Origin of the sequence: Snodgrassella communis, assembly GCF_914768045.1 — a bacterium.
Classification (GTDB): Bacteria; Pseudomonadota; Gammaproteobacteria; order Burkholderiales; family Neisseriaceae; genus Snodgrassella; species Snodgrassella communis.
The window spans coordinates 45,919-70,044 of the sequence record NZ_CAJZCD010000009.1 but is presented as its reverse complement, the minus strand read 5'-3'; the positions used below and the strand labels follow the sequence as shown (position 1 = coordinate 70,044).

At 43.9% G+C, this 24,126-nt stretch carries 18 protein-coding genes, 1 tRNA gene and 1 other RNA gene; 15 read left to right on the top strand and 5 right to left on the bottom strand.

Annotated features, from left to right (window positions below):
* Positions 1–66 precede the first annotated feature (66 nt).
* Both MJ761_RS09095 and MJ761_RS09090 read left to right on the top strand, forming a co-directional pair.
* Entirely contained in the window at positions 67–1,845 is a 1,779-nt protein-coding gene (locus MJ761_RS09095) for an assimilatory sulfite reductase (NADPH) flavoprotein subunit (protein ID WP_093092457.1), read from the top strand.
* 93 nt (positions 1,846–1,938) lie between these two features.
* Entirely contained in the window at positions 1,939–3,075 is a 1,137-nt protein-coding gene (locus MJ761_RS09090) for an acyltransferase family protein (RefSeq protein WP_093092455.1), read from the top strand.
* A 91-nt stretch (positions 3,076–3,166) separates the two neighbouring features.
* Here the strand turns inward: MJ761_RS09090 and MJ761_RS09085 are convergent, their stop codons facing one another.
* The gene (locus MJ761_RS09085) at positions 3,167–4,477 is read right to left on the bottom strand and encodes an MFS transporter (protein ID WP_093092452.1); all 1,311 of its coding nucleotides are present in this window, start codon (positions 4,475–4,477) and stop codon (positions 3,167–3,169) included.
* 344 nt (positions 4,478–4,821) lie between these two features.
* Positions 4,822–5,182: RNase P RNA component class A (gene rnpB / locus MJ761_RS09080), an RNA gene on the bottom strand.
* 143 nt (positions 5,183–5,325) lie between these two features.
* Here rnpB and MJ761_RS09075 point away from each other — a divergent pair.
* The 3 genes from MJ761_RS09075 to MJ761_RS09065 all read left to right on the top strand — a co-directional run bounded on the left by MJ761_RS09075 (position 5,326) and on the right by MJ761_RS09065 (position 9,292).
* On the top strand, positions 5,326–7,167 hold the full coding sequence (locus MJ761_RS09075) for an ABC transporter ATP-binding protein (protein WP_093092488.1): 1,842 nt from the start codon (positions 5,326–5,328) through the stop codon (positions 7,165–7,167).
* A 102-nt stretch (positions 7,168–7,269) separates the two neighbouring features.
* The gene (gene dld, locus MJ761_RS09070; protein WP_093092450.1) at positions 7,270–8,967 is read left to right on the top strand and encodes a D-lactate dehydrogenase; all 1,698 of its coding nucleotides are present in this window, start codon (positions 7,270–7,272) and stop codon (positions 8,965–8,967) included.
* Entirely contained in the window at positions 8,933–9,292 is a 360-nt protein-coding gene (locus MJ761_RS09065) for a YetF domain-containing protein (RefSeq protein ID WP_093092448.1), read from the top strand. The genes dld and MJ761_RS09065 overlap by 35 nt, the downstream gene beginning before the upstream one ends.
* 272 nt (positions 9,293–9,564) lie before the next feature.
* On the opposite strand, the gene MJ761_RS09060 is transcribed toward MJ761_RS09065, so the two are convergent.
* Positions 9,565–10,125, bottom strand: a complete 561-nt coding sequence (locus MJ761_RS09060; RefSeq protein ID WP_093092446.1) for an NAD(P)H-dependent oxidoreductase — start codon at positions 10,123–10,125, stop codon at positions 9,565–9,567.
* 121 nt (positions 10,126–10,246) lie between these two features.
* On the opposite strand from MJ761_RS09060, the gene MJ761_RS09055 reads away from it, so the two are divergent.
* Positions 10,247–10,591 carry a winged helix-turn-helix transcriptional regulator gene (locus MJ761_RS09055; protein ID WP_093092444.1) on the top strand — a complete coding sequence of 115 codons (345 nt, stop codon included), beginning with the start codon at positions 10,247–10,249 and terminating at the stop codon, positions 10,589–10,591.
* Between the two features lie 398 nt (positions 10,592–10,989).
* Here MJ761_RS09055 and MJ761_RS09050 read toward each other — a convergent pair.
* Together MJ761_RS09050 and mutS are read right to left on the bottom strand one after the other, a co-directional pair.
* Positions 10,990–11,066, bottom strand: a tRNA-Met gene (locus tag MJ761_RS09050).
* A gap of 73 nt (positions 11,067–11,139) precedes the next feature.
* Positions 11,140–13,758, bottom strand: coding sequence for a DNA mismatch repair protein MutS (gene mutS / locus MJ761_RS09045; protein ID WP_093092442.1), 2,619 nt, complete (start codon positions 13,756–13,758; stop codon positions 11,140–11,142).
* A 197-nt stretch (positions 13,759–13,955) separates the two neighbouring features.
* Between mutS and mltA the strand changes: the two genes are divergently transcribed.
* The 9 genes from mltA (at position 13,956) to lnt (ending at position 24,009) form a co-directional block, all read left to right on the top strand.
* Complete coding sequence (gene mltA / locus MJ761_RS09040) at positions 13,956–15,272, top strand: murein transglycosylase A (RefSeq protein WP_093092440.1); 1,317 nt, start codon at positions 13,956–13,958, stop codon at positions 15,270–15,272.
* A 143-nt stretch (positions 15,273–15,415) separates the two neighbouring features.
* Positions 15,416–16,864, top strand: a complete 1,449-nt coding sequence (locus MJ761_RS09035; protein WP_093092438.1) for a hypothetical protein — start codon at positions 15,416–15,418, stop codon at positions 16,862–16,864.
* Positions 16,861–18,012, top strand: a complete 1,152-nt coding sequence (locus MJ761_RS09030) for a hypothetical protein (protein ID WP_093092436.1) — start codon at positions 16,861–16,863, stop codon at positions 18,010–18,012. The genes MJ761_RS09035 and MJ761_RS09030 overlap by 4 nt, the downstream gene beginning before the upstream one ends.
* A gap of 20 nt (positions 18,013–18,032) precedes the next feature.
* A complete protein-coding gene (locus MJ761_RS09025; RefSeq protein WP_093092434.1) occupies positions 18,033–18,569 on the top strand; it encodes a GTP-binding protein in 537 nt (178 codons plus the stop codon).
* Positions 18,570–18,574: 5 nt separating this feature from the next.
* Positions 18,575–19,234 carry a peptidase M23 gene (locus MJ761_RS09020; RefSeq protein ID WP_093092432.1) on the top strand — a complete coding sequence of 220 codons (660 nt, stop codon included), beginning with the start codon at positions 18,575–18,577 and terminating at the stop codon, positions 19,232–19,234.
* A gap of 22 nt (positions 19,235–19,256) precedes the next feature.
* Entirely contained in the window at positions 19,257–19,622 is a 366-nt protein-coding gene (locus MJ761_RS09015) for a roadblock/LC7 domain-containing protein (protein WP_037406921.1), read from the top strand.
* A gap of 1,288 nt (positions 19,623–20,910) precedes the next feature.
* A complete protein-coding gene (gene ybeY / locus MJ761_RS09010) occupies positions 20,911–21,426 on the top strand; it encodes an rRNA maturation RNase YbeY (RefSeq protein WP_093092430.1) in 516 nt (171 codons plus the stop codon).
* A 2-nt stretch (positions 21,427–21,428) separates the two neighbouring features.
* Positions 21,429–22,265: an HlyC/CorC family transporter gene (locus MJ761_RS09005; protein ID WP_093092428.1), complete on the top strand. Its 837-nt coding sequence runs from the start codon at positions 21,429–21,431 to the stop codon at positions 22,263–22,265.
* A gap of 223 nt (positions 22,266–22,488) precedes the next feature.
* The gene (lnt, locus tag MJ761_RS09000; RefSeq protein ID WP_093092485.1) at positions 22,489–24,009 is read left to right on the top strand and encodes an apolipoprotein N-acyltransferase; all 1,521 of its coding nucleotides are present in this window, start codon (positions 22,489–22,491) and stop codon (positions 24,007–24,009) included.
* The last annotated feature ends 117 nt before the right edge of the window (positions 24,010–24,126 follow it).

Sequence of the window (24,126 nt, the reverse complement as noted above, 5' to 3'; positions counted from 1 at the left end):
TAGTATGGCTGAATTGTTTGAGCAGCCTGAACATGAAATTAATCATAATTTTATTGAGTACAAGCCATGACCATACCTTTATCCTCTGAATTGCTGCAATCACTTGCCCAGCTATCACCTACTCAACTGGCTTGGTTATCCGGATATGCATGGGCAACCAGCCAGCAGGGAAGTGCTGCTACTGTAGCTGTCCCTGTAGCCAGTACTGCTGCGCCAGTTATGGCACGTAAAGTACTGGTTTTATCAGCCTCACAAACTGGCAATGCCCGACGTGTGGCTGAAAGTCTGCAACTGAAACTTGAGGCTGCTGGTATTGATGTTACTCTTTGTGCCAGTGGCGACTATAAAAGCAAGCAGCTTGCCAGTGAGGATATTTTGTTGCTGGTTACCTCCACTCAGGGGGAGGGCGAACCGCCGGAAGAGGTTTTACCGCTGTATAAATATCTGTTTGGGAAGAAGGCTCCAGCTCTTAATCAGCTTCATTTTGCTGTGTTGGCACTGGGCGACAGCAGTTATCCGCAATTTTGTCAGTGTGGTAAAGATTTTGACCGCCAACTGGCACAACTGGGCGCTCAGCGCCTTGCTGAGCGGGTTGATTGCGATGTTGATTATCAAAGCAGTGCAGCAGTGTGGCAAGATAAAATTGTTGCTTTGATTAGCACCCTGAATAGCAGTTATGCCGGTGTAAATAATGAGGTACAGCAAAGTGTGGTTGCTGCTCAGACGGCGGTATTTACTAAAGAAGCCCCTTTCACGGCCAGCCTGAGTGTACGGCAGAGAATTACAACGCCCAATGCCGGCAAAGACGTGGAGCACATTGAAATTGATCTGTCTGGTTCCGGTATCCGCTATCAGCCCGGTGATGCATTGGGTGTGTTTTATCAGAACGCTCCTATGCTGGTTAGTGAAATTCTGCAACATACGCAGGTGGATAAGGATGCACTGGTGCGTCTGGCCGATGGTCGCGAGGTGACTATTAAACAGGCATTATTAGATGAGCTGGATATTACGCAGACTACGCCAGCTTTGGTACAGGCTTATGCGCAGCAGGCGCATGTTGCCGAGCTGGATGGCATCGTTGCTGATGCTGCTGCTTTGAAACAGTTTATCGCCACCACACCGCCGGTAAGCGTTTTTGCTACCTATCCGCAGCTACTCAGTGCGCAGACTCTGCATAACCTGTTCCGCCCGCTAACACCACGCCTGTACTCCATTGCCTCCAGTCAGGACGAGGTTGGGGAAGAGGTGCATTTAACGGTGGGCGTGGTGCGTTTTAGCCAGCGTGGCCAGCAATATACTGGTGGTGCTTCCGGTTTTCTCGGTGAATATTTGCAGGAGGGTGAGGCGGTACGGGTGTTTGTGGAAGAGAACCACCGCTTTCGCTTACCCGAAGACGGTAATACGCCTATCATTATGATTGGTGCCGGCACTGGCATTGCTCCGTTTCGCGCATTTATGCAGCAGCGTGATGCCAATGGTGATGCGGGCGAAAACTGGCTGGTTTTCGGTAATCAGAAATTTACTGATGATTTTCTCTATCAGGCGGAATGGCTGCAATATCGCAAAAGTGGACTACTGACACGTTACGATTTTGCCTGGAGCCGGCAGGGCAACGAAAAAGTCTATGTTCAGCATAAATTGCGTGAACAGGCCGCGGATATCTGGGCATGGTTACAGCGCGGAGCACATATTTATGTTTGTGGCGATGCCAGTAAGATGGCGCACGATGTTGAACAGGCATTGCTGGATATTGTTGCTACTTACGGGCAGTTTAGCCTTGAAGATGCTGATGAATACTTGAGTGAGCTGCGGCAGCAGCAGCGTTATCAGCGGGATGTGTACTAATAGCTATGCATTATGATGGAGGCGAGGTTCACAAACTCTGACTAAACCCAGTAATATCGGGTTGTGACCAACCTTTGCCTGTTTGCATGGATTATGCTTAAATCATATCAGATGTTTGTCTGGATACTGGGATTATTACTACTGTGCTGGGCAGTTTTCGGTTCGCGGCTGTTTGCATTTATGGATAATCTCGAAAGCCGGCGGGTAGAGCGGCTGGATGGCTTGCGCTTTGTGCTGGCATTCTGTGTAGTGATGCATCATTATGTTTACAGCTATTATTATCTGCATGGCCAATCATGGACACCGGCTGTATTTGTGCATAATCTGCTCAACCTGCGCATGGGGGTATTCGGCGTTACGCTGTTTTTCATGCTTTCAGGCTATCTGTTTGCCCAAACCAGTCCGGTATCTTGGCCGCATTTTTATCTGAAACGCTTCTTGCGCATTGCCCCGATATTTTATTTGTCTTCATGCTGTTGTGTGCTGCTGGCACTGTATCTGCAACGACATTCACTGGTAAGCCGCGATATGCTGCTAAACCTGTATTACTGGTTTGATGCTGGTATTACCGGTGTTAAACCGCCATTGTTTGGTATGCAGGATGCACGCCTGATTAATGCTGGTGTAACGTGGACATTATTCTGGGAATGGGCTTTTTATTTTTCTCTGCCGCTGTTGTGCTTTGTGCGTCAGAAAACCGGTTTGCTACCCTTGGCGATGAGTGTGATCTTTATTGCTGTTTATTGTGGCGCACCATTTAATCAGCAAAAAGCCTATTTCATCGCCTGCTTTGCTGTGGGCGCACTGGCCAGAATAGTGCCGGAAACCATTCAGATACCGAAGAAGCTGTGTGACAGCGCGATTGTGCTGCTATTGGTGCTGATTTTCTGCATCACCACTGGCCGCTACCATATCCACTTCCTACCTCTTTTTGCCTTGCTGTTTATCCTGATTGCGCTGGGCGGCGATATATTTGGGTTGCTCCGGCTGAAAGCTTTTGTACGGCTTGGTGATGCCAGTTACAGCATTTATTTGTTACACGGTATTGGCTGGTTTTGTTTGAATAAAGTTATTGCGGTACACAATCTGGTTTTAAACCGTACTCAGTACACATTAGTATCTACCGCAGTTATGTTTGTATTACTGGTTATCTGTACTTTAACTTATCAGTATATTGAAAAGCCTTTTATGGCTTTGGGACGACGTAAGTCTCCTTGGCTGAAAGAGTAGGTTTCAGACATTATCAAGATATTGCCCGGAATAGTTACGCTATCCCGGGCAGTTTTCTTTATACGGTATCTGGGTGTTATTTCAGAAATAACTAATTGTCTGTTTGCTGTTGATTTTCGGTATTCTGTAGGGTTGCCTGAATATGTTGTTCAGCACTATCGGCATCATATGGTGTATCGGTAGCATCATTGTTGCGCGGGTCAAGTTCAGGGGCTATCGGTCCAACATTACCGGATACGGGTACATAAACACTGCGCTCTGAGATTGGTACGGCCGGCTGCATAAAGGCATATACGGCCAGAACGGTGGCAATAATGGCATACACGCTGTAAAAGCCATAGTGATTGAACAGTTGCATCACTGCGCCCAGAAGTAACGGTGCTACCAGTGAGCCCAATCCATACACAAACAGCAGACAGCGATTGACTTCTACTGTATTCATATTGGCGGGTAAAACATCATTGGCGCGCGCCAGTCCCAGTGCATACAGTGGGAAGCCGCTACAGCCGATAGCCAGTGCAATTGCACATTGTGCCCAGATATTGTCCGGTAAGACTAATAGCATCACCATGCCACTGATTGCGGCTACTGCTGCTACGCAGGCACAGCCGAAAATGGTGCGCGGACGGCCGAATTCATTTGACAACCAGGCGATAATTAGTTGAATGGTAAAGCCACCAATCATGGCTGAACCAAGGAACAGGGATACTTGCGGCAGGCTGTAGCCCAGTTTCAGCATGAATACGGAACCCATGGTGAAAAAGCCATTAATAAAAATCCCAGCCATAAAGCAGGCTAACCACGCCAGCGGAACAATGGAAAAGACATGTGGCAGGCTGATGCGCTCGCGCTTGGGAATTTCGGGCTGCTGCATACGTGTTAGCCCTACCGGCAAGGTGGCGGCGATGACCAGAATGGCTGCCAGTGTGAAGATATTGTTACTGGACATGTTCAGGCTCAGCAGCAATACACTGGTAGCTGATGATACGTAATACACGACTTCATATAGTGCCAGAATTTTGGCGCGGGTCTGTGGGACGCTGCGTGCGGTAAACCAGCTTTCCACTACCATTAATAAGCTGTAATGGCAAAAACCCAGTACTGCACGCAATACGCCCCACATCCACAATTGTTCTACCATCAGATGGGCAAGGGCAGCTATGGCAAATAGGGCACCAAATACGCTGAAACTGCGGATGTGCCCAACGCGTGAAATAATGCGATGTGACACAATGGCAGAGATGGTGCCACCAATAAAAAATGCTGCATTCAAAATACCGATGGTGATATTGCTGATTCCCATTTGGGACAGCTTTACCCCGGCCGAATTCAGAAACAGTCCATAACCGGAAAACAGGAAAAAAATGGAACCATATAAAGACAGAAACTGGCGCGTATGCATGCGGATACCAAAAAATAAGGAATAGCGAAGCCTGACATCAAACAGCTACCAATGTACAGGAAGAGAGGCTGTAAAATGCCGATTTATAGGTAAAAAACAGTTTTTTTGTGTATATTAAAAACACTATCCGGTTAATACTGCCAGTCAATCCCAACATGTTTTGCTACATTCGATGGCTTTGTACCGAACGGACAGATATGCCGGAAAGATAATATACAGGAATTTTCAGGTTAATACCGAGAAGTAATCACTAAGTAATTTGTTGTGCCTAATTGTACAGCAGGCTGGGTGTGCACAGTCGGGCAGAAGTTCAAGCAGCCAGCCAGTAAAGCAATGCTGAAAGGCACATCAGACAACCGATAAGCCGGGTTCTGTCTGGGACAGTCATTCATCTGGGCGACACATTACTGTGCCGCTCAAGCAACCTACCCGAATGCTCGGCGAGCAACGTCAGCGCATTCTGTTTGGTCTTGCTCCGAATGGGGTTTGGCCTGCTACACGTTGTTGCCAACGGCACGGTGCGCTCTTACCGCACCATTTCACCCTTACCTGTGCTATGGTAAACCATAGTCATCGGCGGTTATGCTTTCTGTTCCACTTTCCGTCGCCTCACGACGCCCGGCTGTTAGCCGGCATTCTGCTCTGTGGAGCCCGGACTTTCCTCCATGCACGTGTATTGTGCACAGCGACTGTCTGGCATGCTGATGTGCCGGCGATATTTTAACACAAATCAATGAAAGCTGATTTATATTTCAGATTATGTATAATAATTCTGGTTATCATTTTTCAGGCTGCAATAATCGTTTGTGCGGCCGCTATGGCTCAATTATGCAGAAAGTTTACGCAGTATGTTATTGAACCGATTGTTAAGCTGGTTTGAAAACCGTATTGATGCTTATCCTGAAACTTTGTCGCAGCCGTCGAGAAAAGGTGTGTTGCCGTTTATCTGGAGCTGTCTGGAGGGTGCGCGGCTTTGGTTACTGGTGATGGTAATTATGACCATTGGTACGGGGATTCTGGAAGCTCTGGTATTTCGATTCCTCGGCACGGTAATCGACTGGCTTGGTGCTTATACTCCAGACAGATTCTGGCCGGAAAAAGGGCATGAGCTGATTCTGATGGCTGCGGTCATGATATTCAGTATTTTCTGGTCGTTTCTGGCTTCCAATGTGCAGTTCCAGACCCTGCAAGGTGCTTTTCCGATGCGATTGCGCTGGAATTTTCACCGTCTGATGCTCGGGCAGAGTATGGGTTTTTATCAGGATGAGTTTGCGGGTCGTGTGTCAGCCAAAGTAATGCAAACGGCGCTGGCCGTACGTGATACAGTAATGTCGGTAGCTAATATGCTGGTGTATGTATTGGTATATTTTGTTACCAGCGGCATTATTCTGGCCGGTATGGATAGCTGGTTATTGCTGCCATTTATCCTTTGGATTGTGTTGTTTGTGCTGGTACTGCGCTTTTTAATTCCGAAATTGTCCAAAACTGCCCAGCAGCAGGCGGATGCGCGCAGTCTGATGACTGGTCGCATTACTGATGCTTATACCAATATTGCTACGGTAAAGCTGTTTTCCCACAGTGCACGTGAAGCAGCCTACGCCAAGGCATCTATGCAGGAATTTCTGGTGACAGTCAACGCGCAGATGCGGCTGGCTACTTTACTTGATAGCCTGAGTACTGCGATTAATATTTTACTGGTGGTCAGTTCCGCTGGTCTCGGTATCTGGTTATGGATAAATGGACAGGTTGGTGTCGGTGCAATTGCCACCGCTACGGCCATGGCGTCAAGGATTAATGGTTTATCACACTGGGTGATGTGGGAAAGTGCGCGTTTGTTTGAGAATATCGGCACAGTGGAAGATGGCATGAAAATCCTGTCTCGTCCTCATGCAATTGTGGACAAGCCTAAAGCTCTGCCGTTAAAAGTTAATCAGGGCGCAATTGATTTTGAGCATGTGAATTTTGCCTATAGCGACGATAAACCGCTGTTGCGCGATTTTAATCTGCATATCCGTGCCGGTGAGAAAGTTGGTCTGGTTGGGCGCAGTGGTGCCGGTAAAACCACACTGACCAATCTGCTGCTGCGTTTTTATGATGTGAAAGATGGCCGTATTCTGATTGATGGGCAAGATATTCGCGATGTGACGCAGGATAGCCTGCGTGCAGCATTGGGGTTGGTAACGCAGGATACTTCTCTGCTGCATCGTTCTGTGCGTGACAATATTGTCTATGGTCGCCCGGATGCCTCAGAAGAAGCGATGATACAGGCCGCGCAACAGGCTGCTGCTGATGGCTTTATTCCGGCATTGAGTGATGCCAAGGCACGGCATGGCTATGATGCCCATGTTGGCGAACGCGGGGTAAAACTGTCTGGCGGGCAGCGGCAGCGCATTGCCATTGCGCGGGTAATTCTGAAAGATGCGCCTATTCTGCTATTGGATGAAGCCACCAGCGCGCTGGATTCAGAAGTGGAGGCGGCCATTCAGGAAAATCTTACCCGGCTGATGCAGGGTAAAACCGTGGTAGCTATTGCGCATCGCTTGTCTACGATTGCGGCTATGGATCGGTTGATTGTGATGGATAAGGGACAGATTGTTGAGCAGGGGACACATAGCGAGCTGCTGGCTAAAAATGGTGTTTATGCCATGCTGTGGCAACGGCAGAGTGGTGGTTTTCTGCCAGAGGCCTGAGGTGTTACTGCACACGTTAAAATCCTTTCCGATAATATATAACTGTTCTACAATAGCCTGTATTGATTAGGAATAAGCAACGATATAAAAGGGAGAAGTAGAATGGGTATCAATACACATTCAGGCCTCGTTCATACGTTACAGGGAATTGTCGGACAAGAATATACCCTCACTGATCCGGCACATACTCTGTCTTACCGGCAGGGTATACGTTTCGGTGTGGGCAATGCGCTGGCTGTTGTGCTTCCGGGTACATTAGTTGAGCAGTGGCGCGTATTAAAAGCCTGTGTGGAGGCAGACGTAATTGTCATCACTCAGTCTGCCAATACCGGCCTTACCGGTGGTTCTACACCGGATGGTAATGATTATGACCGGCCGATTGTGATTGTCAGCACGCGCCGGCTGGATGGCATTCAGGTGATTGAAAATGGTGAGCAGGTAGTTTGTCTGCCGGGCAGTACTCTGTATCGTCTGGAAAAAGAGCTGAAAAAATACCAGCGTGGCCCGCATTCCGTGATTGGTTCCTCTTGTATCGGCGCATCGGTTATGGGCGGTGTGTGCAACAACTCGGGCGGTGCGCTTATCCAGCGCGGCCCGGCCTATACCCAGATGGCCGTTTTTGCCCAGCTTGATGAAAACAGCGAGCTGCATCTGGTTAATCATCTTGGCATTGAGCTGGGAGATGATCCGGAAACCATTTTGCAGAATCTGCAAAATGGTCATTACAGTGATAAAGACATCAAACACGATGCCGGCATGGGGCATGATCACGAATACCGCGACCATGTGCGCGAGATTGATGCAGACACACCGGCGCGTTTTAATGCTGATCCGGCACGCCACTATGAAGCTTCCGGCAGTGCCGGACGTCTGATGGTATTTGCCGTGCGTCTGGATACTTTTCCATTAGAAAAAAATTCTGCGGTGTTCTATATCGGCAGCAATGATACGCATGAACTGGATGATATTCGCCGTCATATTCTCAGTACATTCAAAAATCTGCCAGTATCGGGCGAATACATGCACCGTGAAGCTTTTGATATTGCTGCGGTATATGGCAAGGATATTTTTATTGCCATTCAGAAGTTGGGTACTGATGCCATGCCGCGCCTGTTTGCTTTTAAGAATTTTGTCGACCGTACCTTGGCAAAAGTTCCGTTTTTTCCGAAGAATTTTTCAGACCGTTTTGCGGTATTTATGTGCAAATTCCTGCCTCAGCATTTACCGAAATCAATCCGTGATTATCGCGACCGGTACGAGCATCACCTTATCTTAAAAATGGCTGATGATGGTATTGACGAAGCAGAAGAATTTCTGCAAACTTTCTTTGAGCAAAAAACCGGTAGTTTTTTCCGCTGTAATGAAAAAGAAGCCGAAGCAGCCATGCTGCACCGCTTTGCCGCAGCCGGCGCAGCTACTACTTACCGCAATGTGCATAGCGATACGGTGGAAAACATTGTTGCACTGGATGTAGCCTTGCGGCGCAATGACAGCGAATGGTTTGAAACGTTGCCACAAAGCATCAATCAGCATTTTATTCATAAAATGTATTATGGCCATTTCTTCTGCCATGTTTTCCATCAGGACTATATTGCCAAAAAAGGTACCAACTGCGATAAGGTTGAAGAAGAAATGCTGGTATTGCTGGATCAACGTGGCGCGCAATATCCGGCAGAACATAATGTCGGCCATTTATATCATGCCAAACCAGCCCTGAAAAAATTCTATCGCCAGCTTGATCCAACCAATAGCTTTAATCCCGGTATTGGTAAAACCTCGAAAAAGAAATACTGGGCTTAATCTAACAGCATTTGATACCAAAGCCACCAGCGTTTTGCAATGTCTGGTGGTGTTATTTTATCCAGAGGCAATGCTTGCTGTTTTAACCCAACTGTTCAGCAGCAGTCTGATGAAATTGTTTTCGAGCCCATGCGCGCATCTCATGGTCGTGGTGGTGATTGAAAATGGCGTAATTAATTACCCAAGTCTGGAAGCGTTAGAACATGATGAAGAATGGCTGGACAAAGAGCTAAACCGTTTGGGACAAAAGTTGGATGAAGTCTTTCTGGCCGAAGTGAATGAACAGAAGCTCTGGGTTTATCCAGATGTCAAAAAAGCTAGCTGAGATTACCACAGCATTCCTGCTTCAAAGTTAGCCGGCAGTATCATTTCATACGTCTAGATGCAGACAGCAGCTAATGAAATTAATACAGAATGAATAAAAATTCAACCAGACACCTGATTAATTTATAGCATACAGAAGAGATACTTAATTATTCCTGCCTATATGGCTAAAACCCCTAATTTGCATTGATATTCTCATCGCTATGACCAGAGTATTTAATCAGCTATTCTAAAAACCTTTAATCAAACAGACAAATTAATTCTGAAACCGAATTACTTTAACATCTGTAATTTTTTCATCCAGCAGATATAGTTCTTGGCACTCTCATTAATTTCATCCAATGTTATCTTATAATCTGCTTCCGGTTCAGTATTTGCACCATAAACCGCAAATACAGACTGATAATCTGCATGTACATAATTCATGGTTAATTCAAACGGCTTTAAAATATCCTCAAGCGAGGTCTGATAATGTCCATCTTTAGTGTAATCACCCTTTTTAATCCCCGCAGAAACCGCTAAACCAACTTTTTTGTTTGTTAATTTATCTCCACAGCGGCCATAAGCCCACCCATAAGTAAATACCTCGTCCAGCCACTGTTTTAACAGTGGCGGACAATTAAACCAGTAAACCGGAAACTGCAAAATCAGATTATGGTGGTTTTCAATCAGGTTCTGCTCGAAACGCACATCTATTTTATTTGATGGGTAACGTGCATATAAATCATGTATGGTTAACTGATTATCGTACTGAGTTAATTCTTTAATCCAGTACCGATTCACTGTAGAAGCCGCTAAGTCAGGATGAGCCACAACAATCAATGTTTCCTTCATAATAAAAACCTTCAAAATTTTGTTATAAAACATATAAATTAAGTGGTTCAATATAATTTAGGTGTTTATAATGTAAAGTACGGTAATTAAAGTTATATACTATATAAAAGGAAAGTATAAAATGAAAAATGAACATTGCAGTGCTGATAAACTGGCGAACAGTGGTTTTGGCTATACTCTTTCTATAATTAAAGGAAAATACAAAGTAATCATTCTTTACTGGTTGAATGAAAATCAGCCAGCCATGCGTTTCAATGAGCTAAAACGCTGTATTGATAAAATTTCATTTAAAACCTTAAGCAATACATTAAAAGAAATGGAACGGGACAAACTGATATTCAGAAAAGAATATCCACAGATACCCCCAAAAGTAGAATATGGATTGCTTGAACGGGGAAAATCTCTGGTTCCTGTTTTAGATATGTTGTGCCAATGGGGAAATAAACATAAAAATGATGTGCTATAAATCTAGAAGCAACAAATAAATTTATTTTTATACGCTGCGGTGCTGAAAATTGCCTAGATAAAAGCATACGAATTAATGGTTATCTTGTTTTCAGGCAGGAAACTGCAATTTAAAAAGTAACCGTAAATATTGAGAGGAACCAGAATAAGGATATTGATGGTTATCGGTAGAAAACAGCACAGTCTGTTCAGAATAAAGTTTGACGAGATCACACAAGTCTTAATTGACCTTTTTGAGTGCAAGCTTTTTAAAATTTTCAATTATTGAAATCACATAAAAAGGCATGTAACAACAATAATATGATTAGATTGAAATCAGATGGTGATACAAATTAATGTCATGGACTAAGCTATTAGCCAAAATAAATGCCCTGTTTCAAAACAGGGCATTTAAAAATCTGGTTGCGGGGGCAGGATTCGAACCTACGACCTTCGGGTTATGAGCCCGACGAGCTACCATGCTGCTCCACCCCGCGTCTGGTAAGGAAGTCATTATACGGATAACCAGCGCAATGTCAACTAAAAAGCGGAATAACCATACATGTTTTATTATGACTGTTGATTTGGCTGATGATTTTTCCAGCAACGTACCAAATCATATACCGCCGCCAAAGCCGCTTTAGGCGTCAATTCATCAGGATTAAGGGCATTTAGCTGAGCACATAAATCCGCCGGTATCATGGTTGCAGAAAAAGTATCTGCATCGGCATTGGCCATGTCTGCCTCTACCACATCTTCTGATTGTGCCTGAAACATATCTAATTGTGGTTGCTTATCAGCCGCATGTTGTTCTAGCGCCTGCAAATGCCGGTAAGCAGCGTTCAATGCCCGTGTAGGTAGGCCGGCCAGTTTGGCCACCGCTATCCCGTAGCTTTTACTGGCTGGTCCGGGTTCAATATGATGCAGAAAAATAATATCCTGCCCTTGCTCCAGTGCAGCCAGATGCATATTGAATGCATGCGTATACTGTTCCGGTAATCTGGTTAACTCAAAATAATGAGTAGCAAAAAGAGTATAGCTGCGATTTTTTTGCAACAAATGTTCAGCAATGGCCTGTGCCAGCGCCAAACCGTCAAAAGTAGATGTACCGCGGCCAACTTCATCCATTAATACCAGTGAGCGCTCAGTAGCATGATGCAGGATATAGGCTGTTTCCGACATCTCCACCATAAAAGTGGAACGATTGCCGGCCAGATCATCTGAAGCCCCGATACGGGTAAATATCTGGTCAAATTCGCCTAGAGTACAACTGTCTGCCGGCACTGGTGCACCAATATGCGCCAGTAGCACAATCAAGGCTACCTGTCGCATATACGTCGATTTACCGCCCATATTCGGACCAGTCAGCAACATCAGGCGGCGTTTATCATCAAGCTGAGTGTCATTGGTCGTAAATTGGCTAACTTGTGCTGCTACTACAGGATGACGGCCATTACTAATCTGTAAACACGGATAATTCACCAATTCTGGGAAACAGTAATGTGCAGCATCAACATAGCTGGCAAGTGTGGTTAATACATCCAAACTGGCAGCAGCACGGGCACATCGTTGCAATACCGGTAGCTCGGCCTGTAATTGCAGCATCAGAGCATCATATAATTGCTTTTCACGAGCCAGTGCATTTTGCTGCGCACTCAGTACCTTTTCTTCAAAAGCCTTTAATTCAGGTGTGACATAACGTTCAGCATTTTTCAGGGTTTGGCGTCGCTGATAGTCTGCAGGCGCCTGTTCAGACTGCACCTTGCTCAATTCAATATAAAAACCATGCACACGATTAAATTCAACTTTTAAACTGGATAAACCCGTACGCTCCCGCTCCCTGCTTTCCAGTTGCTGCAAAAATTCATCGCCATGATTCTGTAAACGGCGCAACTCATCCAGCTCGGCATCAAAGCCATCATTAATCACGCCGCCATCGCGCAACCATATTGCTGGTTCAGGCACAATGGACATAGTCAATTGCTGAGCAATAGGCGCTGCCGGCGGTAATTGTTCCAGCAAAGTCTGTACCAGACTACTCTGAGCAGATTCTTCTAAACGAAAAGCTGTCAAAACCGCTAAACTATCGCGCAAAGCTGATAAATCACGCGGGCGGGCGCTGCCAATGGCAATACGCGCAGCAATACGTTCAATATCGGCCACCTGATTTAAAATTGCAGTGACTTGTGCACAATATGGTGCTAGCGCTGCCACCGCCTGCTGACGGGCTATAATTTGCTCGTGCTGACGTAACGGCTGGTGTAGCCACTGTGCCAGCAGACGACTACCCATATGCGTTGCACACTGATCCAATACCGAAAACAGCGTTGGCGCCTTCTGGCCGCTTAACGTCTGAGTTAATTCCAGATTGTGCCGAGTGGCTGCATCCATGCCGATATAAGCCGATTCCTGTTCCAGAATCAGACTATCCAGATGTTTAGGTAACTGCATTTGTGTCTGCTGCACGTAATTCAGCAAAGCACCTGCTGCCCCGATAGCTGCATCATGTTCACCTGATTGTAAGCCGAAAGCACGTAAATCCTGGCTACCGAAATAGCGTTGAATCATGCGTGCCCCCGTATCAGCTGCAAATTGCCAAGCATGTAAACGGGTTAATTGCCGGTCATGGCCGGCCAAATCCAGCTTGCCCAGTGTCTGGTCAGAAAGCAGGATTTCCGCAGCCTGTAAGCGAGCCAGTTCATGTGGCAAGGCTTCCGGCGCAATGATTTTGCAGCGGAATTCACCATTTTGCAGCGATAACCAAGCTACACCAAGTTGTTTCTTTAATAGAGAAATAGCTACAATACGGTTGATTTCCTTATCTTCCAGCAATGCCGTATCTGTAAGAGTGCCGGGCGTAACAATACGTACTACCTGCCGCTCTACTGGTCCCTTACTCGCGCCCACCTCACCAGTCTGCTCACAAATGGCCACACTTTTGCCCAGTTTTACCAGCTTAGCCAGATACTGCTCCACTGCGTGGTAGGGCACCCCAGCCATTTTGATCGGTTCCCCATTAATCTGTCCACGAGTAGTCAACGTAATATCCAGCAAACGTGCAGCTTCAATGGCATCATCTAGAAACAGTTCATAGAAGTCGCCCATTCGGTAAAACAGCAGCTTGTCCTGATGGTCTGCCTTAATAGCCAGATATTGCGTCATCATCGGTGTCAGTGTGGGTTTACTCATGGCGTAGCAAAATATTTGATTTAGTTAAAAAGCTATTGTAACAGACTGTTCAGTTTCCGTTTATTCTCTAGCAGATATAGCGATAAAAAAACTGGAAACTGGTTATTCTTGTTCGATGAGGTGAATGACTGCCATAATGATGTAAAAATGTAGTTTGTATCCGTATCGCTTTCAATTAAATAATTATGTCAAAAATTATGTCATCAATAAAATTCAGCTCAATTCGCCGTTGGCTAGCGTGGTTCAGTGTGCTATTTCTGGCAGCCTGTCACTTTAGTCATAAACCGGTCGACAGCATCATTTCTGGTGAGAGTAGTGCACTGGCACCGGGCAAACCCTTGCCGCCAAACTATGTCTATACGCCGGGTAAGGCTGGTGTCAGCTATCGGGTGGTCTCCTATCAGGCATTGCCACAATGGTCTACCCAGTCATTTATTGATAGTCTGGAAGCATTTAAAGCCAGCTGCAACAAACTGCAAATGCAGCCAGCGTGGCAAACCGTGTGTCAACAGGCGGCACGTACAACCAGACACAATCATCAGGCCAAAGCATTTTTTGAAACTTACTTTACACCATGGGAAGTTAGTCAGAACGGGCAACTGGCCGGTACCGTAACAGGCTATTACGAACCTATGCTGCTGGGCGATACCAAACAGACAGCACAGGCGCGCTTTCCTATTTATGGAATTCCAAATGATTTTGTTGTCGTGCCACTTAACTCAGGGTTGCGTCAGGGAATTGTACGTATTCGCCTAACCGGCACAAACAGTGGTGTCATTACGCCCACTGGAAATTACACAGCCAATCTGGCCTCTTTTCCCCTGAATGAGAAAACACGCGCACTGAAAGGCCGGATAAGCGGTAATCAGCTTGTCCCGTATTACACTCGGGCGCAAATCAATGCCGGAGCGCTCAATGGTAAAGCACCCATTTTGGGTTATGCCAATGATCCGGTAGAGTTGTTTTTTTTGCATGTGCAGGGATCTGGACAGCTGAAAACATCGGATAATCGAATGCTGCGGCTCAGTTTTGCTGATAAAAATGACTATCCTTATGTATCAATTGGTAAATACATGGCGAACAAGGGCTACCTGCCTCTGGGACAGACATCAATGCAAGGTATCAAGGCATGGTTACAGCAACATCCGCAGCGGCTTGCCGAAGTATTAGGACAAAATCCAAGTTATGTCTTCTTTCGCGCATCAGCAGAACCCGCCAGCGGACCCACTGGTGCATTAGGTGTACCACTTACCAAAGGTTATTCTGCTGCCGTGGACAGCCATTTTGTTAGCCTTGGTGCACCAATATTTGTAGCAACAACACACCCGGCCAGTGGCTATGGATTGAACAGATTGCTGATGGCGCAGGATACCGGCAGTGCCATAAATGGTGCCGTAAGAGTAGATTATTTCTGGGGTTACGGCGATGAGGCGGGTGCGCTGGCCGGTAAAATGAAATATCCCGGTTACGTATGGCAACTATTACCTAATGGAATTTTGCCTCAGATTAAATAAAAATCTGGCGAACAAATGCAAGTTAAGGTAAAATAGTTAAAGTATTGACAATTGTATGTGAAGCGTTACCGTAAATGAAAAACATGCATTTAATCATGCGCTCATGCATCTGGCAGTTAACTACAATAAAAGGGATGTAAATTATGGAGTTATATTTACCTATTGCCCTTTTGGTCATATTGCTGGTTGTACTGCTTGTGCTGAAGAAGCGGCAAAAGGCGGGAACTCATGCCAAAGGCAAAAGTGCTGCCCGTAAAAAACAACCTGCATCTAAACGTAAAAAAGATACAGGGAGCAAGAGTACAGACGCTCAGACTTCACCAGATGGTGAAGAAGCAACAGAATCTTTGCCAGAAGATTGGGACTGGCAGCCAGCACAGCCAGATAGGGCTACCGTTTCTGTTGCTACTGTGGATCACCTAACTGAATATAAGGTTTATAAACAGTTTGGGTACTTCCAAAAAGCAGCTGATTCACTTGCTTCATATCTAGAGCAGAATGCTGCTCAGCAGAGTCCGGCAATGGCCAATACTTTGGTTAATGAGCTGGCTGGGCTGTGCATAGAGGCTAAAAATACAGATAAGCTTGCTGAGGTAATTGATCAGTACCGAAGTTATCTGCAACGGCCTGAACTGGAAAGTCTGATTCGTCAGGGCTTGGCACTAGATGCAAATCATCTGGGTCTGCGCGTATTGGCCGAAGACTTGCTGCAATGGGACGTTAAGGAAACTGAAAAAGAAGTTGGTATCAATCAGGATAAGAAAACAGAAGATACCAGACCGGACGCTGAATCTACCAGTAATACCCCAGATATCACCGAACAACCACGCGAATTACTGGTTGAAGGTAATATGGGTAACTTTAAAATTCGTGGCGACGAGCGTGATGTCCTATTAAGTTTCTCCAAGCCAGAAAACAGCTATGTATTGCTAAAAGAGCAATTGCCGTATGATGCCGCCATCCGCTGTCTGAACAAGGCTATTAAAACGTCTAAAAAACCTGCTGGGCTGATTATTGATGCTTTAGCACTGGATTACCGGCGCAATAATATCAATGTATTTGCACAGCATCTGTGGCGTTTATATTACACATTGGGTCAATATGGTAATGTTATTAAAGAACGTATGCTAGGTTGGGGTTATAGCCTTGGACAGCATCCAATGTTCGATTTGCTTGAGACTAAGCCAAATGAAACTGTACTGCGCGATATTGGGATAACGCAGGGATATTTACCTGTGAATAGCAGTGCACTTAAGGCTAAACGCCTGTCTTTGGTTGATAAGGCATCTTCAGATAATGACGTAGCCGAAACACCTGCAGAGCGTGTATTGCGTGATGTTGAATCGTTACTTACATTTGGTCAGTTTGACGAAGCAACGGATTTGCTTGAGAAATCAGTCCTGCTTTATCCACAGGAGTCACAGCTCTACATTACTTTATTTGACTTGTATGAACGTGCAGAAGAATGGACACGTCTGGAAAAAATGTTACAGGTAATCCGTGCTGAAATTCAGACGCCACCTGAAGAAGTTGTACTGGCTATGAGTCAATTATTGAAACGTATTAACCACGGTGGTGTGCAAAATCAATGATGAACAATTCAATACCCAAAGTAAAAACTGCCTATGTTTTGCTCGTCAATGTGGATGATCGCCAGACAGCCATGTTGCGCATGGCATTTAAAATGTACAATAGTGTCAACTACCAGTTGATTCAGCCTGAGGATAATGTACAACCTGAGCTGATTCTGGTAGATGGTGATACAGCTGATGGTGAAGCGGTATGGCAAAAGGTTAAAAAGAAATATCCTGATGCTGTAGTCGTGTTTTTTGGTCGTAATTCGCCCTCATTCACCGCACCTTATCTGATGAAACCAATCAGATTCGATACTTTGTTTCAGCATCTGCGTAATTTGCAACAGGGCAATGGTGTCTGGCTGGCTGATAATAAAGCTGGGGCACAGCAAGAAGCAGTCAGTGAGAAGACTGTGTCCAATACAACACAACAGGATCACAATGCTGCGGATCATTTGCAGCAGGCTGTAACTGTAGTACGTTTCCAAACGAATGGAACATTGCTGGGCATGGTGCAAAAACTGGCAAAGCAAAAGGAAGATACTGCAATCCTATTTGAAAACAAGCCTGTATTGATTGTTTTTCCAAGTGTTGAAAAAGTATTGTTGGCAGTTGAGAGTGATGCTTTACAACAGTTGTGTATGCAAACAGATGTTGAATGGCAGACAAAAGCGGTACCTGCATCTGCACCAACCGCACAGTTGCATGACAAAGCTAAACTAACGCTACAGTCCTGTATATGGCAGTTGTCAATCTGGACAGCTCGTGGTCGCCTGATTGATCCTATTACACCCGATACAGTTATCAAACTGAAGGCTTGGCCAAATATGACTCGTATGGCTTATCTGCCAGAGTCTATGCGCTTGTCAGCTTTTCTTGTGCGCACGCCTGTAGCACTTAACACTTTATACAAGTTGTTACCAGTTTCACTTGAAGATGTATTAAACTATATAGCTGCCACATATTCAATCGGTTCCCTGATTATCGAGCAGCCATTAACGCATTCTGCTGCGCAACAGGAAAAAGAGATGGTTCTGACTCGCAAAGCACCACAGCCTGCTACTAAATCAGCGGCTGGTGCACATACAGCAGAACATAATGAAAGCGATGAAAATAAACCGAAAGGTTTACTGGCACGGTTGATGGGTCGCTTGCGTGGCAATTAATACTTAAGCAGGGAGTAATTATGGTTGAAAATAAAATTATCTTTACCGGCCCAGTTGGGGTGGGAAAAACAACTGCTATCGCTGCATTATCGGATGATCCTCCGGTACAGACTGATGCCAGCGCATCGGATATGACACAAGACAGAAAAGGTCATACTACTGTCGCTATGGACTATGGTGTCATTCGGTTGGATGATCAAACTAAAGTCCATTTATATGGTACACCGGGTCAGGAACGCTTCGATTTCATGTGGAGTATTCTAAGTAAGGGCAGTATGGGCTTGATTCTGCTGTTGGATAACACTCGTCAGAATCCACTGAAAGACCTGAAATTTTTCCTTACTTCTTTTCACGACTTACTAGAAGATGCCCCTGTAGTCGTTGGAGTCACCAAAATGGATTTGAATCCACAGCCAGGAGTGGATGTTTATCAGCAGTATCTGGCGCAACACAATCTCAATGTGCCTGTATTCGAGGTTGATGCCCGTAATGAAAACGATGTCAAACAACTGGTTACTGCTATGCTGTATTCTATTGATCCAGGTTTGGAAGGATAGTCAGTATGGATTCTACATTACAGTTACATCATGATTTATATCCAAAAGTGATGCCTGCGGGTGCATTTTATGCCGTATCTAGCCCAAGTCACAGTGCAAGTCGTATGTTACTGGCCAATATTCTGCAAGCAGATATTAACGCTAAACTAACAGAAGAGCGTCTGAGGCAATGGGCTGAGACAGATGGTGTTCATACTGCCTTAAATTTATTATATCGTTTGCAACGTCTGGAATTCTTATATGGAGAAACTAAACCCAGCTCACAGCTGGTTAAGGTAACTTCTGATGGATTTGAAGATATTCTTGGGCAATTGTCAGACAGCCATAAGGCACTGCTAGTCGATCAGGATGGTTTTTACTTTGCTAATGTTGGTTTTAATCATGAAACAGCCGAAGAAGTGGCTAATCTAGCCAGTGAGGCAACACGACTAACCGAAAAACATAGTCTGCTGATTAAAAATAACCTGAATATTTACAACAATGCTATCGGGATCTGTGACCCTGCTGGCCAGAGTGAATTGACATTCTTCCCTCTATATATTGGGAATACCAAAAATATTTTGGTAACGGCTGGATTGCCATTACTTAACAGTGAAGCTTTCGTCACTATGGTACGTGGCCTGTTTGTATTGGCTGGTGAAGACATTCATGTAGTAAATGAATAAACATCAATAGAAAGACATCAAGATGCAAGAACAATTACTGGTTTCGGTATTAAGTGATTTAAATAGCTCTTCGGCTGACATTACCGCATCTGCTGTAATTTCCTCCGATGGTCTGCCGGTAGCAACCTTGTTACCAAATGGTGTTGATCCAGACCGCGTTGGTGCAATGGCTGCAGCTCTGCTTGCTTTAGGTAACCGTACTTCTCGTGAGTTGCAGTGTGATGAGCTTGAACAAGTTATGGTTAAAGGTAAGCATGGCTACATTCTGCTGATTCAGGCTGGAGATAACAATGTATTGGCTGTCACTGCCAATGAGGGTGCGAAGCTGGGGCTGATTTTATTGGATGCTCGGCGTGCTGCACGCAGTATTGTAGATATCTTACACTAACTGATTATTTCTGAAGAAAACCCTGTTTCTAGCAATTGGACAGGGTTAAAGGATTGTAGTATCCGGAATTAAATTGATGACTGTTTTTCAGCAACAATGTAATTCATAATTTCTTTAATGGGTAATCAATACACTACATGTGTCTTGCTATAAGAATATTTATGCTTTTTAAATAAAAACTGAATTTTCTTATGAATTTTGTTTTATTGATGAAACAGACTCTTTGATTGTTGTCTAAATTGGGTGTATTTGCTGGCAACAGTCCTAAGTATGTTTTTATTGATATATTCAACCATATTACTTAGATCACTGTATTCTAATTATAAGATAACAAAGTTAGCTGTAGCATAATCGTCTGATTAAGCAGATACGATTAAACAGATACTGATAATGGGCAAAGGTTAAATGGTTAGCAATATATTAGCATCAAACATAAAAAATTTATTATTAGGTAAATAAGGCTGTAAGGCTGTATTGAATACATTTTGTAACATCTGTTTTAATGCAAATACAATATATTAATAAAATAAACTAATGATAATTCAAATATTTTCTGAATAAAATAATGCAGAAATTAGTCAGGCTATTAAAGAAAAGATAAGTGGATATGTATAGAATTAATTAATTAGCATGTTCGTGCCAAATAATAAAGTAGTTTGCATCCGGTAGCAAAAAACCTAAAAACCAGCTTTTAGTAATGTAGTCACAAGCAAAGTAGATATATTGCTTGCTTATATAGATAAAGCAATGTTTTTCTTTATCAACAAAAATACTCATCCTATATTTATAGAAAAATATATTCTCAATTCACATGCTGTATCTTACAACAGATATAGATACATTTATTGAAGATAATCCTGATTTGATAAAAGTGCTAACAGATAATATGAATTTCTCTTAATAAACAAATAGAGCGAAGTGGATAGAATAATAGAAGCTATTATCCTTGAAGGTTCTGATATGGATATTGGTTTTTTGGATATTATTGATCATATATCCCAAATTTATTTCTTATACGAGCCATATCTAACAACGCCTGAGTAGAAAGGTATTATAATTCAATTGATTATAATAATATCATGCCAGCTACATGATGACAAATTATCATATCTTATTAGTTTGAATAAAGAGAAGTTAATTGTTTTTAAAAAATACTGTTGTTTATCATAAACCTCAATATGAAATTGAAAACAAAAATAGATGATATTGGATTGCATAGTTAGCGTGATTAGTGCATTTATCAGTTGTGCTTGCTAAAATATAATCATCAGGATTACAAATAAAGTAAATGAAAATTGCCAAGAAAAAGCCGGTATTACAGCATTTGAACCAGATATTCAGTTTAGATGTTGATAACCGCAGCAGTGCTAATCATGTTCCCGTTATTAGTCAGTGGCGGCAGTGGATATGGCAAACGTGTAAAAACTGTTATAAACGCGCCAATATTGCTATATTGTTATGTGATGAAGAAGAAGCATGCCAGTTCAATTATGATTTTCGACACAAAAATTATGCAACTAATGTGTTAAGTTTCGCGCTTAATGAGGGTGAAGACATGTATTTGCCAGAGAGCGATGGACTTCATGGTGATTTGGTGTTTTGTCCTCAGGTAATTGAAAAAGAAGCCATAGCGCAACATAAACCATTGATGGCACACTATGCTCATTTAACTGTTCACGGAACTTTGCATCTGATGGGTTATGATCATATTGAAGATGATGAGGCTGAAATAATGGAAGCACTTGAAATACGGATACTGCATCAGTTAGGATATGCGAATCCCTATGCACAGGATGAATATTGATTATGGACGAGAGTTCGTCGAAACCCGGATTTTTTGAGCGACTGGTAAATCGTATATCTGGAGAGGCTCCAGATACTGAAGAGGAAGTATTACAAACTTTGCGGGAAGCGCATGAACGGCAGGTTTTTGATGCGGATACTTTACAGTATCTGGAAAACGTACTGGATTTTGCTGATCTGGAGGTGCGTGATGCGATGATAACGCGCAGTCAGATGGATGTGCTTAAAATAGAAGATCCGTTAGATAAAATTATTGCTTATATTATTGATACAACCCATTCGCGCTTTCCCGTGATTGGTGAAGATAAAGATGAAATTCTGGGTATCCTGCATGCTAAGGATTTACTTAAATATTGGGGCAGAGGTGAACATTTTCAGCTAGAACAGATACTGCGTCCGGCTGTGTTTGTTCCTGAGGGAAAATCTCTGAGTACGCTGCTGAAAGAATTTCGTGAGCAACGTAATCATATGGCGATTGTTGTCGACGAATATGGTGGTACATCGGGACTGGTGACATTCGAAGATGTGATAGAACCCATTTTCGGCGATATTGAAGACGAATTTGATGAAGATGATAGTGCCGATAATATCTTGGCTGTATCGGCTGAACGTTTCCGCGTAAATGCCGTAACAGAAATAGAAGACATCAATGTATTTTTCGGTACCGATTATTCTGATGATGAAGTAGATACGATTGGTGGTCTAGTCATTCAGGAATTAGGTCACATGCCGGTACGGGGTGAAAAAATTACCATTGGTAAATTGAATTTCACTGTTGCCAAAGCTGATGCACGGCGTTTACAGACCTTGATGGTAACTGTAAAAAATAATGCTCACTAATATTTAAATACCTGTTATGGTTGTATGTTGAAATACCATTGATCTGATTCAGCTTCTGAAACTACTGCTTTAGCACTGGCAGAAAATGTAGATTCAGGCTGCAAATGCGAGTGTTTGCTGGCTGTGGGCTATGGTGATTCAGCAAATTTAATTCGGCTAACTAAAGGCTGTGGAGCTTTATGTGACTAATAAACTGGATATGTCTGTGCAGTATTCTTCTGGTATGAAATGTTATGCTGTTTTAGCAAAGACATGGGTGTACTGGCCGCTATTATTATTGTCAGCAGCTCTGGTGCCATTTGCTTTTGCTCCTTATTATCATTACTGGCTGTTACCTGTTTTGCTGGCCGTATTACTGCTTTTACAAGCTGCACGTCCACAATGGCGTATTCGTTCTGCCTATCTTTGGGCATTAACGGCATATACAACATTATTGTACTGGATAGACATTGCCTTACATGATATTGCCGGGTTACCACAGTTTTTAGCATGGCCACTAACCATGTTGTTACCGGCCTATCTGGCTATTTATCCGGCTTTGGTATTCTGGTTGTTGGGAAAATTCAGGTTTTCCAATACAACCTGTCATGCTGTGATATTACCGCTATTATGGACAGTGGCTGAATTTGTACGCGAACGCGCGCTAACTGGTTTTGGCTGGGGGATTTGGGGATATAGCCAGATAGCAGATTCAGCTTTAGCCGGTTTCGCTCCAGTGGGCGGTATTTTTCTGGTAACACTGGTTACTGTTGCCAGTGGTGCATGGTTAGCAGAACTGTTGCTGGCAACAAAACGTAAAGCAAAGATTGGCTGTGGTGTCAGCCTGATAAGTGTGTGGTTGCTGGGAGCGGTTTTATTACAGTACAACTTTACACAGGCTGATGGTACTCATGCCACAGTGGCGCTGGCACAAGGCAATATTCCACAATCCCTTAAATGGGATGAGCGTTCTTTACAACCCACACTACAGCGCTATCTTGATCAGATAGCCAGTACACGCGCTAATATTGTTATTCTGCCAGAGACGGCTATTCCGGTGATGCGGCAGGATATGCCGCCAGAACAATTGGAAATATTTGCTCATCTTGCGCGGGAGCATGGTTCGGCATTGGCTGCTGGCATTCCCCAATATACTGCAGATGGAAATGGTTACCTGAATTCGGTGGTTAATTTTACAGCCAATACTGCTACAGCCGGTTTACCTTATTATGCTAAAAATCATCTGGTTCCGTTTGGTGAATATATCCCATTACCGCAATTGCTGGGCTGGCTGTATCGCTGGATGGATATGCCACTGGCAGGCTTCTCCAAAGGTGGTTCTGTTCAGACGCCATTACAATTAGCAAATCAGCATGTTGCTTTTAATATCTGCTATGAAGATGGTTTTGGTGATGAATTAATCGCAGCGGCCAAACAAGCCAGTTTGCTGGCTAATGTAAGCAATATGGCTTGGTATGGGCACTCACATGCTATGCAACAGCATTTACAGCAATCACAGGCACGGGCACTGGAAACCGGGCGCTATATGGTGCGTGCCACCAATACGGGTATGACAGCCATTATTAATCCTAAGGGGCAAGTTGTGGCACAGCTAAAACCCGATACGGCGGCCGTATTGGAAGGAAAAATCTCTGGCTATCGGGGGGATACGCCTTATATGTGGCTGGGGAGCAGCTGGCCTTTGGCCTTGATTAGCCTGTTTTTATTGTTAATAATCAACGTGTATGGGCGTTATCGCCATTAAACAAATTGGATTGATGTGTATAATAAATTTTTATAATTGAAATCTGCAAAATACATTATTTTACCCATAATGAACGAATCATAAATAGTAATTGAAGTACATTCATATTTTAATTAC

Coding starts and splice junctions, on each gene's coding strand:
- MJ761_RS09005 (WP_093092428.1), top strand. CDS start 21,429: ATGGACGAGAGTTCGTCGAAACCCGGATTTTTTGAGCGACTGGTAAAT.
- MJ761_RS09015 (WP_037406921.1), top strand. CDS start 19,257: ATGCAAGAACAATTACTGGTTTCGGTATTAAGTGATTTAAATAGCTCT.
- MJ761_RS09085 (WP_093092452.1), bottom strand. CDS start 4,477: ATGCATACGCGCCAGTTTCTGTCTTTATATGGTTCCATTTTTTTCCTG.
- ybeY (WP_093092430.1), top strand. CDS start 20,911: ATGAAAATTGCCAAGAAAAAGCCGGTATTACAGCATTTGAACCAGATA.
- mutS (WP_093092442.1), bottom strand. CDS start 13,758: ATGAGTAAACCCACACTGACACCGATGATGACGCAATATCTGGCTATT.
- lnt (WP_093092485.1), top strand. CDS start 22,489: ATGAAATGTTATGCTGTTTTAGCAAAGACATGGGTGTACTGGCCGCTA.
- MJ761_RS09030 (WP_093092436.1), top strand. CDS start 16,861: ATGATGAACAATTCAATACCCAAAGTAAAAACTGCCTATGTTTTGCTC.
- MJ761_RS09060 (WP_093092446.1), bottom strand. CDS start 10,125: ATGAAGGAAACATTGATTGTTGTGGCTCATCCTGACTTAGCGGCTTCT.
- MJ761_RS09025 (WP_093092434.1), top strand. CDS start 18,033: ATGGTTGAAAATAAAATTATCTTTACCGGCCCAGTTGGGGTGGGAAAA.
- MJ761_RS09020 (WP_093092432.1), top strand. CDS start 18,575: ATGGATTCTACATTACAGTTACATCATGATTTATATCCAAAAGTGATG.
- MJ761_RS09035 (WP_093092438.1), top strand. CDS start 15,416: ATGGAGTTATATTTACCTATTGCCCTTTTGGTCATATTGCTGGTTGTA.
- MJ761_RS09055 (WP_093092444.1), top strand. CDS start 10,247: ATGAAAAATGAACATTGCAGTGCTGATAAACTGGCGAACAGTGGTTTT.
- MJ761_RS09095 (WP_093092457.1), top strand. CDS start 67: ATGACCATACCTTTATCCTCTGAATTGCTGCAATCACTTGCCCAGCTA.
- dld (WP_093092450.1), top strand. CDS start 7,270: ATGGGTATCAATACACATTCAGGCCTCGTTCATACGTTACAGGGAATT.
- MJ761_RS09090 (WP_093092455.1), top strand. CDS start 1,939: ATGCTTAAATCATATCAGATGTTTGTCTGGATACTGGGATTATTACTA.
- mltA (WP_093092440.1), top strand. CDS start 13,956: ATGTCATCAATAAAATTCAGCTCAATTCGCCGTTGGCTAGCGTGGTTC.
- MJ761_RS09075 (WP_093092488.1), top strand. CDS start 5,326: ATGTTATTGAACCGATTGTTAAGCTGGTTTGAAAACCGTATTGATGCT.